This window comes from Paractinoplanes bogorensis (genome assembly GCF_018829635.1).
GTDB classification, from domain to species: domain Bacteria; phylum Actinomycetota; class Actinomycetes; order Mycobacteriales; family Micromonosporaceae; genus Actinoplanes; species Actinoplanes bogorensis.
Genome location: NZ_JAHKKG010000002.1, coordinates 594,285 through 609,875, shown reverse-complemented (window position 1 = coordinate 609,875; position 15,591 = coordinate 594,285). Strand labels below are relative to the sequence as shown.

Sequence of the window (15,591 nt, the reverse complement as noted above, 5' to 3'; positions counted from 1 at the left end):
GTCGGATAGCGTGATCCCCGTATGCCTGGTGAGCTAAGGGGAGCACGTGGAGCTGTTGCACTCGGGGAAGGTCCGTGAGGTCTACGCGGACAACCAGGACATCCTTCTGGTTGCGTCTGACCGGATCTCTATCTACGACGTTGTGCTTCCGACGCCTGTTCCGGACAAAGGGAAGATCCTCACCCAGCTCTCCCTCTGGTGGTTCGAGCAGCTGGCCGACGTAGTCCCGAACCACGTCATCTCCAGCACCGACGTGCCGGCTGAGTGGGCGGGGCGCGCGGTCAGGTGTGAGCGGCTCGACATGGTCATGGTCGAGTGCATCGCGCGGGGTTACCTGGCCGGCTCTGGGCTCAAGGAGTACGAGCGGGACGGGGCAGTGAGCGGTGTCGAACTGCCGCCGGGGCTGATTGAAGGGTCGGATCTGCCTGAGCCGATCTTCACGCCTACCACCAAGGTGCCGCCTGGTGAGGGGCATGACGAGTTCATGACCTACGCGGATGTGGAAGCGAAGGTTGGCAAAGAGCAGGCCGCCGAACTCAAGCGGATCACGCTCGAGGTGTACCGCCGTGGTCAGGAGATCGCGAAGGCCAAGGGCATCATCATCGCGGACACCAAGATTGAGCTTGGTCTGACGAAAGACGGCGTGCTCACTCTTGGGGACGAGCTGCTCACTCCGGATTCGTCGCGGTTCTGGGCTGCCGACGAGTGGAAGCCGGGGGGCACGCAGCGGTATCTCGACAAGCAGTTCCTGCGGGACTGGTCGTCGTCGTTGACCGACTGGGACCGTACGGCGCCTGGGCCGGAAATCCCGGACGAAGTTGTCGAGGCCACGCGTAACCGGTACGTCGAGGTCTACGAGCGGCTCACCGGGGACACCTGGCGCTAAGGGCCTACGGCACGCGGCCCCGGGTGGCGACCCACCACGCCGGCTGGGGCGCGTTGCCGTTGCGCTTGCGATAGAGGCGGATCCCGTACGCGGTGGCGATCAGCGCGAAGATGGCACCGGTCCAACCGCCCAGCACGATGCACACGGGAGCCAGGAACCACAGCAGGTAGGCCAGTGCCGTGTACAGGCGTGGCTTGGGCGTGCCCAGTCGGTCGACGCGCCGGCAGAACTTGGGGTCGGCCGAGCGGAGCTCCGTCACCAGGCCGTCGAACGTGGCTTTGTCTTTGGGGTCGAGCACGAGAGGTACCTCCGCCTGCCGGTCTGCTCGGCAGGCGCATTGATACCCACCGTTGCGGCGCGGTAACCCGCGACGCCACTCACAGTTGAACGAACCGTTCCGGCCCGAGTTAGCTGGACAAGGCCAAAACCAGCCCTCTGCTATTCGCGCCCATCACCGAACTTCCCGTGCCCGAAATTTCCGACAAGGTGATGTAAGAGGGATGGATCGTCTCCTCGAATGGGGGACGTGACGTGCTTACGAAGCGTGGTCGGAAAAGGCGCCCGACGGCAATTCTGAACCGCTTTAACAGTCCGATTTGGCCGGTCCGCGAACGGGAGCGTCGCCGTTCCTGATTTTTGACGAACTCCCAGGCCAGGGGCGGTGGAGCGGCGAAGATTATTGCACCGGCGGTAACAATTTACGCCGAAGGCCACAGTGGATCACGGAACGAAAGGACGCTGTCACGGAAAGGGCACAAAAAAGGCCCGGGACAGTCCCGGGCCGAAAAGGGAAGAGTGAATCAGGGGGCGACCGTGGAGCAGGCCGCACAGCCCATCTGGTCGCCGCAGGACGGGCACCAGTCATTGGTGCGCCGCATGTGCCATCCCAGGGCTACGCCGGCCAAGAGGCTCAGCAGGCCGACAAGAGCCGCGACGGCAATGGCGCCGGTCATGCCGCGGAACCGCGCACCGGAAGGCCTGTGGGCGTGTAGACGCCGCGTCCGAGGTGGCGACGGTCGACGGCCGGGTCTTCGCCCGAGCGGGCCGTCACATAGGGCGCGGTGAAGGTGTCGACGCCAGTGCCGAGGTGGGCGCCGGGGCGGTAGGTCACGGTGACCGCGCGGGGGGAAGCCGCCTCGATCACTCCGGCCCGCCAGCCGTCGCGGTAGACCCACACGCGGTCGGAGGGGTGGTAGCTGTCGGCGGGCGCTACATCCGCCGGGTCACGCTGGGGCGGGGCGATGGTCGGGGCGGACGTCGGTGCCGTGGACATCGAGATGACCCTCCATGATCTCGGGGACTCGGTCGTCCGGGTGGCGGGGGAAGCCACCGAGCCGTGCGTGCCGGCCGAGAAGCCGAACTTTCCGCCACGCTGAGTCAGCAGGCGGTGCGTGTCTGTCAGCTATCATGCTCGCGTACTAAGGCGTTCGCAAGGCCGGATGCACGTGCATCCGCAGCGGGCAGACGCTCGGGCGAGTGCTTGGGCTGTTTCGCAGTCGACGATCTCCCCCTTAGGATGCTTGGGGACTGCGGCCGGCAGCCCCTTTGACCAGCGATGTGAGGAGCCAGGTGAGCGCGGGTACGCAGCAGGAGGAGGCCCCGACCGGCGGCCCCACCGTTCTGCGCATTCTGCTCGGCACTCAACTCCGCAGGCTGCGCGAGGCCAAGGGAATCACCCGTGAGGACGCCGGGTGGGAGATCAGGGCCTCGGGTTCGAAGATCAGCCGCATGGAGCTCGGCCGGGTCAGTTTCAAGGAGCGTGACGTCAGCGATCTGCTGACGCTCTACGGCGTGGTCGCCGAGAACGAGCGTGAGGCGCTGCTCGTCCTGGCCCGCCAGGCCAACAACCCGGGCTGGTGGCAGCAGTTCAGCGACGTGATGCCGGGCTGGTTCCAGTCCTACCTCGGGCTCGAGGCGGCCGCGACGCTGATCCGCACCTATGAGATCCAGTTCGTGCCGGGTCTGCTGCAGACGCCCGACTACGCGCGCGCGGTCATCATGCTGGGTCACGCCGGGGTCACTCCGGAAGAGATGAACAAGCGGGTCGAGCTGCGCCGCCAGCGACAGGCCATTCTCGACCGGCCCGAGGGCCCGCAGGTGTGGGCCGTCATCGACGAGGCCGTGCTGCGCCGCCCGATCGGCGGCGTCGAGGTGATGAAGGCGCAGATCGAGGCTCTGATCGAGGCGTCCAAGAAGCCGAACATCCGGCTCCAGATCATCCCGTTCCACGCCGGCGGTCACGCCGCGGCGGGCGGCCCGTTCGCGATCCTGCGCTTCCCCGAGCCCGAGCTGCCCGACGTGGTCTATGTCGAACAGCTGACGAGCGCGATCTATCTCGACAAGCGCGAAGACGTGGATCAGTACGCGATGGCGATGGAGCGGGTCTGCATCGACGCCGAGCCGCCGAACCACACGCCGGAGATTTTGGGCAAACTTCTGCATGAGGTCGGACGTCCGGCCTGATCTTCGGCGACTGTCTGGAGTCACGCGTCAACCGGCGGTACGCTCGGCCAACTCTCCTTGACGGGGAGGACTCGTTCACGCCCGCTGCCGACGACCGTGAACGAGACCGCATCACCGTTGTTGAGGGTCTGCCTGGCTTGAGCCGCTAGGCAGACCCATTTTTCTCGAATCAGCCCAGCAGGTTGTCGAAGTCACCGTCGCGGACGCCACCGAGGAAAGCCTCGATCTCGGCCGGGGTGTAGATCAGAGCCGGGCCCTCAGGGTCGCGGGAGTTGCGCATGGCGACCTCACCGTTGGGGAGGACGGCGCACTCGACGCAGTTGCCGCTGGGGTTGCTGCGCCGGCTCTTCTGCCAGGTGACACCTTCCAACTGGCCGGCGGGGATGCCGTTGACCGCGTACGTCATTTCTTGCTCCCTTGGTTTTGCTCCGGTCGGGGATCGTCCGAAGCCAACTGTTCTCCCAATGAGCGACCGATGCCTTACAGGTGGTGCAAATGCACGTGCATCTGGCCTTGCGTACTCACGGGATTGTGAGCATGATAACGCACGTACCACACTCGCGGGTGTCACTAAGGGTGACATCTTTGAGTGACTGACCGGTCGCGGAACGGTGTTCGCGGCCTCGACGCAAGGCTCCTTGGCGGGGGCGTCCTTAGCGAGGGGTGACGAGATGACCGTTCCGAACATTGGTCCCGAGCGTTTCGACCAGGGCGATTCGTTCGCGGTTGAGCTGCGGATGGGCAACCCCGCGCCGCTCTGCCGGGACGTGCCGCTCACCGACGACGTCAGTGCTGCCACCACGCGTGCCACCGTGGTGACGCACCGATTCGGCGGGGTCCGGCACGCGCTGTTCCGCCCCGGGGCCCGGCCGCGGCCGACGACCGACGACGGAGGTTCCGATGCCCGAAATTGATCGCAGCGGCGCGTCAGCAGTGATCACTTTCTGTAGCGGAAGCTACCGGCGCGGCGCCTTCCGGGCGGTGGCCGAGTCGTCGTAACGGACCGTCGCGGCTATGTGGACGGTCATCGAGAGATGCTTGCTGAGCTGCAAGCTAATAAATATTAGGCGCCTCGCGCGATGAGGCGCCGGCCGGCTCCGGCCGGGTCGTCCGGTTCCCCCGTGCCGGGCGGCCCGGCCGGTTGGCGTTCCGCCCGCCCGTTGCACGTTCCGATCAGGACGAGCCGTGGCGTTCGAGAGGCCGGCGCGGTTGGCGTAGCCGAAATCAAAGACGAAGACCGCAGATGTACGCCTCGACAAATGCCACAACCGCACCAGCGTGAACCCCGCCTTCGGCGGCTGCCGCGGCGACCGAGGCGAAACGAAAGGCCGTAGCGCCCGACCGGGATGTTCCCGCGTCCCCGACCAGGCCGTGCGCACCGATAAGGCCCACGCCCCGGTTCGTGGGCAGCCCGCGGGTCAGGATCTGCGCCGACGCCGGCCGCACATCGTGATTCGCGGCCAGGCTCGCGTCGGGCGGTTCCGGAGTGTGGCTCGCCGGGCGCCGGCGTGGTGTGGTGGCCCCGGGTCAGGATCTGCGCCGACGCCGGCCACACATCGTGATTCGCGGCCAAGTTCGCGTCGGGCGGCTTCGGAGTGTGGCTCAGCGGGCGCCGGCGTGGTGTGGTGGTCCCGGGTCAGGGTTTGCGGGCGACCCCGGCCCAGTAGTAGGCGGCCTCGGGATTGTCGACCGGCTCGTCGGGGCGCCAGCTCGACACCGGCACCAGGCCGGGCGACAGCATCTCCCAGTCGCCGAAGAAGCGCTCCACGTCGGCCCGCGGCCGCGCCACCAGTGTCATGCCGGCATTGGTGGCCGCCGTGACCGCCTCGCCGACCTCGTCGGGCGCGAAATCGGCCGTCGGATGGGTGATCGCGAGCAGGCTGCCGGACGGCATCGCGTCGCGCAGGGCGGCCACCGTCGTCCACGGGTCGTCGTCGTCCGCGATCAGCATCAGGATCGCGATCAGCGTGAGGCCGATCGGCTCGTCGAACGAGAACGTGTCGCGCAGGACCTTGTCGTCGAGGATCGAGCGGGGATCGCGGATGTCGGCCGAGATGTATTCGCTGCGGCCCTCGGGTGTGCTGACCATCAGGGCGCGGGCGTGGACCAGAACGATCGGATCGTTGTCCACATAGACCACGCGGGCGCTCGGGATGATCTTTTGCGCGATCTCGTGCAGGTTGGGCCGGGTGGGGATGCCTGTCCCGATGTCGAGGAACTGGCGGACCCCCTCCTTTTCCACCAGGTCACGGGCCGCGCGGTGGACGAACTTGCGATTTTCGGCGGCCATGTAGCGCATGCCGGGGATCGCTTTGATCATGGCCTCGCCGACGGCCCGGTCGACGGCGAAGTTGTCTTTGCCGCCGAGCCAGTAGTCGTAGATGCGCGCCGAGTGGGGCACGTTGATGTTGACGCCGGGGGGCGCGACTTCGGGCACCGACTCCACTCGACCGCCTCCTCGCCCGACCCGCACCGGGTCGACTGTCCGTCCGGACGACAAGAATAGCGGTCGGAGGTGAGGAAATTCAGACCTGTCGTTGACCAAGAGAAGTCGCAGGTCAGGCCGCAGATGCCCGATCTCGGTACGAACGGGTCCTATCCGGACCGGGTACTCCGGATACCACCTGGTCGCGTCCACCGTGCTTGGCGGCGTACAGGTTGCGGTCGGCTGTGGACAACAGGCCGGGCTGGGTCGGGCTCTCCGCCTCGCCCAGGCCGGCCACACCGATGCTGACCGTGACCGGCAGGCCGCGGGTGAGATCGCCCCAGTCGTACGCGCCGACGGTCCGCCGGATCTCGTCGAGCTCGCGCGCGGCCCGCGACGACGGGCAGCCGGGCAGCACCATCAGGAACTCCTCGCCACCCATCCGGGCGATGAACCCGTCGGGCGACACGGCCGCCAGTTCCGTCTCGAGCAGCTTGGCCACCTGCACCAGCACCTGGTCGCCGACGTCGTGCGAGAGCTGGTCGTTGATCCGCTTGAAGTGGTCGAGGTCGACGATCGCGACGGTGACGTCGGGGTCGGTGTCGATCAGTCGCGGGAGCTGTTCGTCGAGGTAGCGGCGGTTGCGCAGTCCGGTCAGCGGGTCGCGCCGGGCCTGCTCGCGGAACCGCTCGGCCTCTTTGCGGGCCTCGGTCGTCTCGAACATCGCCTGCCGGGTGCGGGCCTGGGCCTCGCGCTGGCGGGACTGCAGACGGTTGTACGCGGCGAAGAAGACCTTGTGCGCCGCGTACGCCTCGGCGAACTCACCCCGGGCAGCGTGCAACTCGGCCTGCTCCTGGTGGGTCTGCACGAGGAAGTGCCCGAGCTCGCGGTCGGCACACAGCCGGCGCGACTCGTCGAGGCTGGCCTGGGCCCGTTCGTACGCCCCGAGCCCGCGCTGGGCCCGGGCCAGGTTGAGCAGATATTCGGGCATGGCGTCGGCGTCGTGCCGGCGGAACGACGAGTATTTCTCGATGCAGGCCTGCATGGTCTGCTCGGCCTCGGCGTAGTGCCCGTTGCTCATCTCGATCGCGCCGATGGTGTCGAGCACGGTCGCGTCGAGTTCGAACTTGTGCTCGGCCGAGAGCGCGCGCAGCCGCACGGCGACCTGGGCGGCCAGCTCGTGGTTGCCCGCCGCGTGTTCCGAGTAGGCGTAGTTGTTGAGCACGTAGAGCCGCAGGAAGGGCCGGTCGAGCTCGATGGTGAGGCGCTCGGCCTGGGCGAACCGCTCGCGGGCGGGCTCCATCGAGCCGGCGAAGGCGAGGGAGTCGGCCAGCTTGGCGCGGTGCCAGATGTGCATGAAGCCGGTGGCCGTCTCGTCCAGCAGTTCCACACTGCGTACGGCGTTGTCCAGGCTCTTCGCGGCATCGCCCAGGTGGCGGTGGATGGCGGCCCACACCAGGTGGGTGCGCGCGGTCAGCTGACGGGCGTTGTTGTCGACCGCCCAGCGGTGGATCTGCCACATGCGCTGGGCCGCCTCGGCGACGTCGCCGGCGCGCATCCGCATGTTGACCTGGCAGAGCCGGGCCCGGGTGACGAGCAGTTCGTCACCGAGCAGGCGGGCCTGACGCTCGTAGCGCTGGGCGCTCTCGAGCGTGGTCGCCGCGTCCCAGTGGATCTCGTCCTCGATCTCCAGCAGGGCGATGTGCAACTGCTCGGCGTCGAGCACTTCTCGGTCCGCAAACACGTGGCCAACCCCCTTCCGCTTCTGGCCCCCTTGATCGGCTGTGCCGCCCGACGGTTGAGGAAACCGCCATGATCGGCGCTCTCCGCTTTCGAAGGTTAGCTCTCCGTGAGACTGCGAGCCCATGGTCACAGACGTGAGCAATCTCGCCACTCAAGGTCACAGAAGCAACAGCGCCCGCCGCGGCCGGGAGGGCCGGGCGGGCGGGCGCCGATGCAGCACGGGGTCAGCGACGGAGGGCGGGGATCTGCACCTCTTCGTCGACGAGCGCCGCAGAGGAGACGGCGGGGGTCGAGCCTACGACCGGAGTGGCCGGGGACAGGTCGACCGTCGAACGCAGGGTGGTCGGCCGCATGAGCACCGCGGCCACCACGCCGACGACCGCGATCGCCGCGCTGATCAGGAAGATGTGCCCGGTGGCGTCGCCGTACGCGGCCCGCACGATGTGCTGGATCGAGTCGGGCAGAGCGGCCAGGTTGAGGGTGCTGCTCCCGCCGGTGCTGCCGGCCGGAACCCCGGCGTTGGCCAGGTCGGAGGTGATCTGATCGCTGACCCGGCGGGCGAGCACCGCGCCGAGCACCGAGACGCCGATCGTGCCGCCGAGCGAGCGGAAGAACGCCACCGTCGAGCTGGCCGCGCCGATGTCCTTGAGCGAGACCGTGTTCTGCACCGAGAGCACCAGGTTCTGCATCGACATGCCGACTCCGGCGCCGACCAGGGCCATCGCCACACCGACGTACCAGAGGGAAGTCTCGTGGTCGAGGAAGGAGAGCATGGCGAACCCGGCCACGAGCACGAGCGTGCCGGTCAGGATGTACGGCTTGAGCCGGCCGCTCTTGGTGATCATGCGGCCGGAGACCGTCGACGAGATCAGGATGCCGGCCATCATCGGGATGGTGAGCAGGCCGGCCTCGGTCGGGCTGTAGCCGCGGCCGATCTGGAAGTACTGGCCGAGGAAGACGGCGCCGCCGAACATCGCCATGCCCACGGCGAGGCTGGCCACGATGGCCAGGGCCGTGCCGCGCTGCTTGACGATCTCGAGCGGGACGACCGGCTCGGCGACCCGGGACTCGACCCAGACCGCCAGGGCCAGCAGCACCAGGCCTGCACCGACCATGGCGAAGGTCTGCCAGGAGAGCCACGCGAAAGTGCTGTCGACGAACGAGACCCAGACCAGCAGAGTGCTGACGCCGGCCGCGATGAGACCGGCCCCCAGGTAGTCGATCTTCACGTCGGCCCGGCGGATGACCTCGAGGTTCAGGGTCTTCTGGAGGACGACGAGGGCGATCACCGCGATCGGCGCGCCGATGAAGAAGCACCAGCGCCAGCCGAGCGTGGAGTCGACGATCAGGCCACCCAGCAGCGGGCCGCCGACCGTGGCCAGGGCCATCACGCCACCGAGGTAGCCGTTGTAGCGGCCGCGCTCGCGGGGCGGGATCATCGCGGCGATGGCGACCTGCACCAGCGCCTGCACGCCGCCCATGCCCAGGCCCTGGAACGCGCGGGCGGCGATCAGCTGACCCGCCGTCTGCGAGAAGCCGGCGATGATCGAGCCGACCACGAACACCACGATCGCGATCTGGACCAGCAGCTTCTTGCTGTAGAGGTCGGCCAGCTTGCCCCAGATCGGGGTGGAGGCGGTGGCGGTCAGCAGCGTGGCCGTGACCACCCAGGTGTACTGCGTCTGGCTGCCGTCGAGAGCGCCGATGATCTTCGGCAGCGCGGTGGAGACGATGGTCGAGCTGGCCATCGCGACGAAGAGCACCAGCAGGAGGCCGGACAGGGCCTCCATAATCTGGCGGTGGGACATGGCGCCCGGGCGGGTGCCGACGGTGGTGGCGCTCATGCGCGCGGCCGCCTCTCGAGGAGGAAGTATTTGCTTCATACAACTATCGAGAATGCTTGCCTATTGCGCAAGTTTGCTCATTGAGAAGCGAATCACACGCCGGTACGCTCATCTCATGAGCACCACTGCCGAGCCCGGTCTGCGCGAGCGCAAGAAGGCCGCGACCCGCCAGGCCTTGCACACCGCGGCGATGCGCCTGGCGATCGAGCACGGTTTCGACCGCGTGACGGTCGAGGCGGTGGCCGACGAGGCCGGTGTCTCCCGGCGTACGTTCTCGAACTACTTCGGCAGCAAGGAAGAGGCCCTGCTCTATGGCGAGCACCTGCGCATCACCCTGCTGATCGAGCAGGTGCGGGCCCGTCCGGCGAGTGAGCCGACGTGGGTGGCGCTGACCGCGGCGGCCCAGCAGTTCTATCTCAAGCTCGGCGACCTCGACCCGCACTGGGTGGCGCAGAGCCGGCTCGTCCGCGCCCAGCCCGCGCTCGTGGCGGCTCAGGTGCAGACGTTCGCGGCGCTCGAGCGTGACCTGTCGAGCGAGATCGCGGCCCGATCCGGCGACGACCCTACCGGCGTACGGGTAAAAATGACCTCGGCCGCTTTCCTCGCGTCGCTGCGGGTCGGCCTGCACATCTGGCTCGACCGGCCACCCGGCACCAATCTGTGGGAGCTGGTGAGCGAGACGCTGGCCGAGGCGGGCCGCGGATTCGCCCAGAACTAAGGCCGGCGCGACTCCGGGTGGGGGCCCGGAGTCGCGCCGTGTTCCTTTTGGGGATGCGGTGAAGCGTCAGCCGGTGAAGCCGGCGAAGATCTTGCTGAACTCGAACGGCGACTGCGCGATGTTGGTGCACTGGAACAGCGCGCCGTTGCAGGCGTTCTTGTCGCGGTTGGTCTCCCAGAACGACACGAAGCCGATGTGGTTCTGGTTGGCGAAGGCGACCAGGTCACGGGCGTCGGCCAGACCGAAGACGCCCTGGTCGTCGTTGACGCCGATCATCGGGGTGACGCCGACCATCTTGAAGGCGGCCGCGTCGCTGTTGCCGTAGACCGACTTGATCTGGTCCTTGGTGGACTTCACGGCCTGGATGGCCAGGTCGCCGTAGTCCTGCCCGGCCCGGCCGTAGTCCATCGCCATGATGTTGACCAGGTCGAGGTCGACGCCCGCGTTCTTGGCCGAGCGCACCACGTTGAGGCCGTCGGCGGTCAGGCCCTCGGGCAGCACCGGCAGCGTCAGCGAGATCTTCAGGCCCGGGTTGGCCTTCTGCAGGGCGGCCAGCGCGGTCGAGCGGCGGGCGATCGTGGTCGGGTCGGCCACCGCGGCACCCTCGATGTCGAGGTCGATGTACTTCAGCCCGTACGCCGACACGACCGCCTGATATTCGGCCTGCAGGGCGGTGACACTGGTGCACGCCTGGGCCAGTTCGATGCCGGTCGCGCCACCGAACGAGACCTTCACGTCACCACCCTTCGCCCGTACGGCGTCGATCTGGTCCTTGAACTGCTGGGTTCGCGGATCGAAGGCGTTGAACCAGCTCGCCTTGCAGCCGGTGCTGGTGACGAAGGCCAGGCTGTACGACTTGACGTTCCCGCTCGTGCCGAGCTGGGCCAGGGTGGTGGTGCCGTTGGAGAGCAGACCCATGTCCACGTACGGGGCCACGAGCACCCGCCCCGACGAAGCGGGAGGAGTCGTAGGCGGCGTGGTCGGCGGGGTCGTCGGCGGCTTAGTGGTGGGCGCGGCAGTCGGGGCCTTGGTGGTGGGAGCCGTAGTCGGGGCCGACCCTCCACACGAGACGCCGTTGATCGTGCAGCTGGTCGGGGCGCCGCTGCCGTTGACGATGAACCCGAACTCGGCCTTGGCGCCGGCCGCGATGCTCGGCGCGTACGCCGGGTTCTTCGCGGTCGACACGCCACCGGCGGTGGTGACGTTCGCGTCCCAGAAGCTGCCCAGCTTGGCGCTCGCGGGCAGACCGAAGGCGAGCGACCACCCGTTCACGGCCGCGCCGGTGCCGTTGGTGATCGTGTAGTGGGCCTGGTAGCCCGTACCCCAGTCGCTCTCCTTGGTGAAGGTCGCACTGAGGGCGCCCGCGGCCGTCGGGGCCGGATTGGTGGCCGCGGCGGCCAATCCGACTCCGCCGGCCACGGCGACGACCGCCGCAGACGCATAGATGGCCAGGCGTAGACGGCTGCGTTGCATGGGTGACTCCGATCGAAGGGGGTGTCGAACGGAATCGAGTCTCGGCCGGGCCGTGTTAAACAGTCTTGCGGGCAGCCTTAAACATCCTTAAATACCTGCAATCCGTCGACCACGAGCGTCATGTAGCGGCGCCACGCGTCGGGGTCGGGTGAGCTGCGCAGAACCCCCGCGTTGCCCCGCATGAGCAGGCTGATGTCGGTGCGGGCGAAGTCGGGTCGCAGCCGGCCCGCGGCCTGCGCCCGGCGGATCACCTGGGTGGCGCCGCGCTGGGCCGTCGCGAGCAGCTCGGCCAGCCGTTCGTCGTCGTCGAAGCTGGTGGTCACGAGCAGTTCGGACAGGCCACGGTCGGTCGCCTGGATCTCGAAGAGCTTTTTCACGTACGCCACGAAGCCGGTCCACGGATCGGGCTCGGCCAGCGCGTCCTCGGCCAGCTCGACGTACCCGGTCATCTGCCCCGCGAAGACCTCGGCGATCAGATCACGGCGGGTCGGGAAGCGGCGGTAGAGGGTGGCGTTGCCCACCCCGGCCCGGCGCGCGATCTCGTCGAGCGACGCGTCCAGCCCATGCTCGGCGAACACTTCGCGCGCCGCGGCCAGCAGCGCGGCCCGGTTACGCTGCGCGTCCGCCCGCAGTCGATCTGCCATGGGTGACAGGGTACCGACGGCACCGGGGAGGCTTCCCCGGTTGGTGTTAACGTCGCGCTCATGGAGACGATCAACGTGCAGATTCCCACCGCGGACGGGACGGCCGACGCGTACTTCGTGCGGCCCGACGGCGACGGCCCGTTCCCGGGGGTGCTGCTCTTCATGGACGCGTTCGGACTGCGTCCGCGCATCGCCGAGATGGCGGAGCGGATCGCCGAGCGCGGCTTCGCCGTCCTGGCGCCGAACATTCTGTATCGCGGCGGCCCGTCGCCGCTGGTCTCACCCGAGGAACTGGCCGACAACGAGAAGCGGGGCGCCGCGTTCGGCCGGCTGATGCCGATGATCCAGGGGCTGACCGCCGATCGGGTGGCCGCCGACAGCGCCACCTACCTCGGCTTCCTGCACGCGCAGCAGGGTGTGGCGGCCGGTCCGGTGCCCATCGTCGGCTACTGCATGGGTGGCACGAACGCGCTCCGGGCGGCCGAGGCGCACCCGGACCAGATCAACGCGGTGGCCAGCTTCCACGCCGGCCGGGTCGTCACCGATCAGCCGGACAGCCCGCACCTGGCCGTCGGGTCGCTGAGCGGCGAGGTCTACTTCGGTCACGCCGACAACGACCAGTCGATGACGCCCGATCAGATCCAGGCGCTGGAGTCGGCCCTCGGCGAGGCCGGCGTCACCTACACGTCCGAGGTCTACACCGGGGCGCCGCACGGCTTCACGATGTCCGACACCGCGATGCACCACCCGGAAGGCGAGCAGCGGCACTGGGAGAACCTGTTCGCGCTGCTCGAGCGCACCAAGCGCAGCTAGTTCGCGTACAGGCCGGGGAAGAACCGGTCGGTCGCGGTCACGTCGTAGACCTGGCGCACCTCGGTGATCCGCCCGTCCGCGATGGTCAGGAACTCGACCATGCGGGCGGTGCCGAACGGTGCCGCCAGGTCGTAGACGAGTGCGGCGCCGTCGTCCGCCGTGGTCCGCCCGACCACGGTGACCTCGTCGGCGAAGGCTGCGATCCGGTGCAGCACCTGCACCAGTTCCTCGTCGTCGACCGGGGCGTCCAGGTTCCACTCGATCTCGGCGTCGGGGGCGAGCATCTGCCGCACCGCGACCCGGTCGTCGCTGGTCCACGAGCGGGTCCAGAAGGACACGACGTCCATCGGCTTCTCCTTCGAGGTCATCGCGGCACTCCCGCCGTGGGCTTCGCGGGCATGGGGTCGGGGAACTGGCCGTGGCCGAGCAGGGCCGCGGTGGCCTGGGCGACGCGGTAGGCGGCGAGGCCGTCCCCGTACGGGTTTCCGGCCAGCGCCATCGAGTCGCGGCGCACCCGGCTCTCCATCAGCGACGCCACCTCGCTGGTGATAGCGGCAGGATCGGGCGCGACCAGACGGGCGCTGCCGGCCAGCAGCGCCTCGGCGTGCCGGGCCTCCAGGCCGATCATCAGGACCGGGCAGTAGGCGGCCAGCGCATCCTCGACCAGATCCTCGTCGTCGGTCACCACGGCGTAGGCCTGGGTGAGCAGTGTGGCGAACTCCAGCCCGGGCGCGAAGTCGGCCGCGCGTACCACCTCGAGGTCGGGGTAGCGGCCGGCCAGGTAGCGCAGGGCCGGGCCGATCGCCTCGGCGCGCTCGGCCGGGACGCCCAGCACGACCGTACGGCGGTCGCGTGGAGTAGCCGCGAGCGTCTTCGCTGCCAGTAACTGGGCGGCGTCCTGGGCCGTGCCGCCGGTGAGCAGGGTGTCGCCCGGGATCACGCGCTCGTCGAGCAGGTTCATCGCGGCCAGCGGGGTGGCCGCCAGGTGCACCGTGGTGATCTGGGCGAGCAGCCGGCGCTGCGCCTCGAGGGCCGAGGTCGAGCCCAGTTCGCCGGAGCGCCGTCCGGCGTCGATCTGCATGATCGGGACGCGCCGCCAGAACGCCGCGAGCGCGGGGGCCAGTCCGTCCCGTACGACCACAGCGGCGGGCGTACGGGCGGCCCACAGCTCGTCGAAGCGGCGCATCGTCTCGGCGTCGTCGACCGACGACGGCAGCGTGATCTTGGGGGCGAGCCCGAACGAGTCGAGGACCACGCCGATCGCGTCGGGGTCGGTGCCGGTCGCCACCGGGATCGGGGTGAGCCGGCCCTGCTCGCGCATGGCGAGCGCGACCGGCGCGAGCCGCACGGCCTCGGCGGGGGTGCCGGCGACCAGGTGGACTTCGGGCTGCGACATCGATCACTCCGTGTGCGTACGCAGGAGGGCCGCGAACCGGTGGAGGTCACGCGCCGTAATGGGGAACGGCTTGGACGCTATTTCAACTACTCAGCGTCACACAAGGTCTGCGCGTGGAAATGGCCGAATGGCCCAACCCAGACATCTCAGGCGGGCCATTCGCGGAGAAAACCGGGCATCACGGATGAACGCAGCGTGCGAACGTAACAACTACGCTGAGTGTCAGCCGCGCGGATTGTCGAGCAGCGAGGGGTCGTCGCGGAGCAGGGCGGCGAGGCGCCGGGCCGCCATCTCGGTCTCTTCCGGCTTTTCGACCTGCAGCGGAATCGGATGGGGGAGCGGGCTCGGCATGCCGCGCTGCTCGGGCACCGGAGCCCGCGGGGGGACGCCGCGCTCGGCCGCGGACGGCTCGGCCGGTGCACGGTGCTGCTCGGGGTGGATGCGGCGGGTCGTGCCGGCCGTGTCGGCGTGCGGCGCGCGCTGCTGCGGCGGGGTCACGGTAGGCGGCACGGGCGGGGGCGGCGTAGCCGCGTACGGGTGCGGGGGGTAGGTCATCGGCTGACCACCCGAGGCCATGCCGAGATCGCGCAGCCGGGCCCCCAGATCGCGGGAGGACTCACCGGGATCGCGCTCGGGGTAGCGCGGATCGGACGCCTGGGCCGCCGGCTCGAACGATCCGTAGGTGCGCTCGGCCGTGTCGGACTCACCATAGAAGGCCGGGCCGAACCTGTCCTGATCGTCCTGACTGAGCCGCCGGGTGTCACCGCCGACCGAGTCGGCCGAGGGCCGGGGCGCGAAGGACGCGGCGGGTGGCGCGGGTGGTGCCGAATAGGGCGGCTCGTCGGCCTCGATGTCGAAGTCGGCGTGCCGTGGGGCGGCCTCGTCGGGCGTCAGGGCGGCCGCGTTTTCGGCGTTCACCTGCACCTGGCCGTCGTCGGACAGGAAGAAGTGCAGCAGCAGCGGCTCGCCGGCACCCTCGACGCCCACGCTCACGCCCAGCTCCGGATGGCGGCCGACCACCGCCGCGATCGCCTCGACCAGCTCGTTCACCGCGGCCGGAGTGCTGCCGCCCGCCTCACCGGAGGCACGTCGGCGCAGCTCATCGCGTCGCGCGAGCTTGTCGAGGGCGTCATCCAATCCGCCTCGCACCTGACCGTCCTTCCTTAGCGGGTCTCGCCGGTTACCA

At 68.9% G+C, this 15,591-nt stretch carries 16 protein-coding genes; 5 read left to right on the top strand and 11 right to left on the bottom strand.

Annotated elements, in window-relative coordinates:
• Positions 1 to 46: 46 nt before the first annotated feature.
• Positions 47 to 886, top strand: coding sequence for a phosphoribosylaminoimidazolesuccinocarboxamide synthase (locus tag KOI35_RS07650; RefSeq protein ID WP_215785310.1), 840 nt, complete (start codon positions 47 to 49; stop codon positions 884 to 886).
• Between the two features lie 4 nt (positions 887 to 890).
• Here the strand turns inward: KOI35_RS07650 and KOI35_RS07645 are convergent, their stop codons facing one another.
• Positions 891 to 1,184, bottom strand: coding sequence for a DUF3040 domain-containing protein (locus KOI35_RS07645; protein ID WP_215785309.1), 294 nt, complete (start codon positions 1,182 to 1,184; stop codon positions 891 to 893).
• 651 nt (positions 1,185 to 1,835) lie between these two features.
• Positions 1,836 to 2,159 carry a hypothetical protein gene (locus KOI35_RS07640; RefSeq protein ID WP_215785308.1) on the bottom strand — a complete coding sequence of 108 codons (324 nt, stop codon included), beginning with the start codon at positions 2,157 to 2,159 and terminating at the stop codon, positions 1,836 to 1,838.
• Between the two features lie 296 nt (positions 2,160 to 2,455).
• Here KOI35_RS07640 and KOI35_RS07635 point away from each other — a divergent pair, with 296 nt between their 5' ends.
• On the top strand, positions 2,456 to 3,349 hold the full coding sequence (locus KOI35_RS07635) for a Sco1979 family transcriptional regulator (RefSeq protein WP_215785307.1): 894 nt from the start codon (positions 2,456 to 2,458) through the stop codon (positions 3,347 to 3,349).
• A 169-nt stretch (positions 3,350 to 3,518) separates the two neighbouring features.
• On the opposite strand, the gene KOI35_RS07630 is transcribed toward KOI35_RS07635, so the two are convergent.
• A complete protein-coding gene (locus KOI35_RS07630) occupies positions 3,519 to 3,755 on the bottom strand; it encodes a DUF397 domain-containing protein (protein WP_215785306.1) in 237 nt (78 codons plus the stop codon).
• A 265-nt stretch (positions 3,756 to 4,020) separates the two neighbouring features.
• Here KOI35_RS07630 and KOI35_RS07625 point away from each other — a divergent pair, with 265 nt between their 5' ends.
• Entirely contained in the window at positions 4,021 to 4,263 is a 243-nt protein-coding gene (locus KOI35_RS07625; RefSeq protein ID WP_215785305.1) for a hypothetical protein, read from the top strand.
• A gap of 722 nt (positions 4,264 to 4,985) precedes the next feature.
• Here KOI35_RS07625 and KOI35_RS07620 read toward each other — a convergent pair.
• From KOI35_RS07620 to KOI35_RS07610, 3 genes are all read right to left on the bottom strand, one after another.
• Complete coding sequence (locus tag KOI35_RS07620) at positions 4,986 to 5,795, bottom strand: SAM-dependent methyltransferase (RefSeq protein ID WP_215785304.1); 810 nt, start codon at positions 5,793 to 5,795, stop codon at positions 4,986 to 4,988.
• A 112-nt stretch (positions 5,796 to 5,907) separates the two neighbouring features.
• Entirely contained in the window at positions 5,908 to 7,518 is a 1,611-nt protein-coding gene (locus tag KOI35_RS07615) for a diguanylate cyclase (RefSeq protein WP_308120840.1), read from the bottom strand.
• Between the two features lie 223 nt (positions 7,519 to 7,741).
• On the bottom strand, positions 7,742 to 9,361 hold the full coding sequence (locus KOI35_RS07610) for an MDR family MFS transporter (RefSeq protein ID WP_215785302.1): 1,620 nt from the start codon (positions 9,359 to 9,361) through the stop codon (positions 7,742 to 7,744).
• Positions 9,362 to 9,476: 115 nt separating this feature from the next.
• Here KOI35_RS07610 and KOI35_RS07605 point away from each other — a divergent pair, with 115 nt between their 5' ends.
• Positions 9,477 to 10,079, top strand: a complete 603-nt coding sequence (locus KOI35_RS07605) for a TetR family transcriptional regulator (RefSeq protein WP_215785301.1) — start codon at positions 9,477 to 9,479, stop codon at positions 10,077 to 10,079.
• Positions 10,080 to 10,145: 66 nt separating this feature from the next.
• Here KOI35_RS07605 and KOI35_RS07600 read toward each other — a convergent pair whose 3' ends face one another.
• Both KOI35_RS07600 and KOI35_RS07595 read right to left on the bottom strand, forming a co-directional pair.
• Positions 10,146 to 11,552 carry a glycoside hydrolase family 18 protein gene (locus KOI35_RS07600; protein ID WP_215785300.1) on the bottom strand — a complete coding sequence of 469 codons (1,407 nt, stop codon included), beginning with the start codon at positions 11,550 to 11,552 and terminating at the stop codon, positions 10,146 to 10,148.
• A 77-nt stretch (positions 11,553 to 11,629) separates the two neighbouring features.
• A complete protein-coding gene (locus KOI35_RS07595; RefSeq protein ID WP_215785299.1) occupies positions 11,630 to 12,196 on the bottom strand; it encodes a TetR/AcrR family transcriptional regulator in 567 nt (188 codons plus the stop codon).
• Positions 12,197 to 12,256: 60 nt separating this feature from the next.
• Here KOI35_RS07595 and KOI35_RS07590 point away from each other — a divergent pair, with 60 nt between their 5' ends.
• Positions 12,257 to 13,009 carry a dienelactone hydrolase family protein gene (locus KOI35_RS07590; protein WP_215785298.1) on the top strand — a complete coding sequence of 251 codons (753 nt, stop codon included), beginning with the start codon at positions 12,257 to 12,259 and terminating at the stop codon, positions 13,007 to 13,009.
• Here the strand turns inward: KOI35_RS07590 and KOI35_RS07585 are convergent.
• From KOI35_RS07585 to KOI35_RS07575, 3 genes are all read right to left on the bottom strand, one after another.
• Positions 13,006 to 13,377, bottom strand: coding sequence for a nuclear transport factor 2-like protein (locus KOI35_RS07585; RefSeq protein WP_246612642.1), 372 nt, complete (start codon positions 13,375 to 13,377; stop codon positions 13,006 to 13,008). The two genes, KOI35_RS07590 and KOI35_RS07585, sit on opposite strands and share 4 nt — an antisense overlap.
• Positions 13,374 to 14,405, bottom strand: coding sequence for a UDP-N-acetylglucosamine 2-epimerase (locus KOI35_RS07580; RefSeq protein WP_215785297.1), 1,032 nt, complete (start codon positions 14,403 to 14,405; stop codon positions 13,374 to 13,376). The genes KOI35_RS07585 and KOI35_RS07580 overlap by 4 nt, the downstream gene beginning before the upstream one ends.
• A gap of 222 nt (positions 14,406 to 14,627) precedes the next feature.
• Positions 14,628 to 15,554, bottom strand: coding sequence for a hypothetical protein (locus tag KOI35_RS07575; RefSeq protein ID WP_215785296.1), 927 nt, complete (start codon positions 15,552 to 15,554; stop codon positions 14,628 to 14,630).
• Positions 15,555 to 15,591 lie beyond the last annotated feature (37 nt).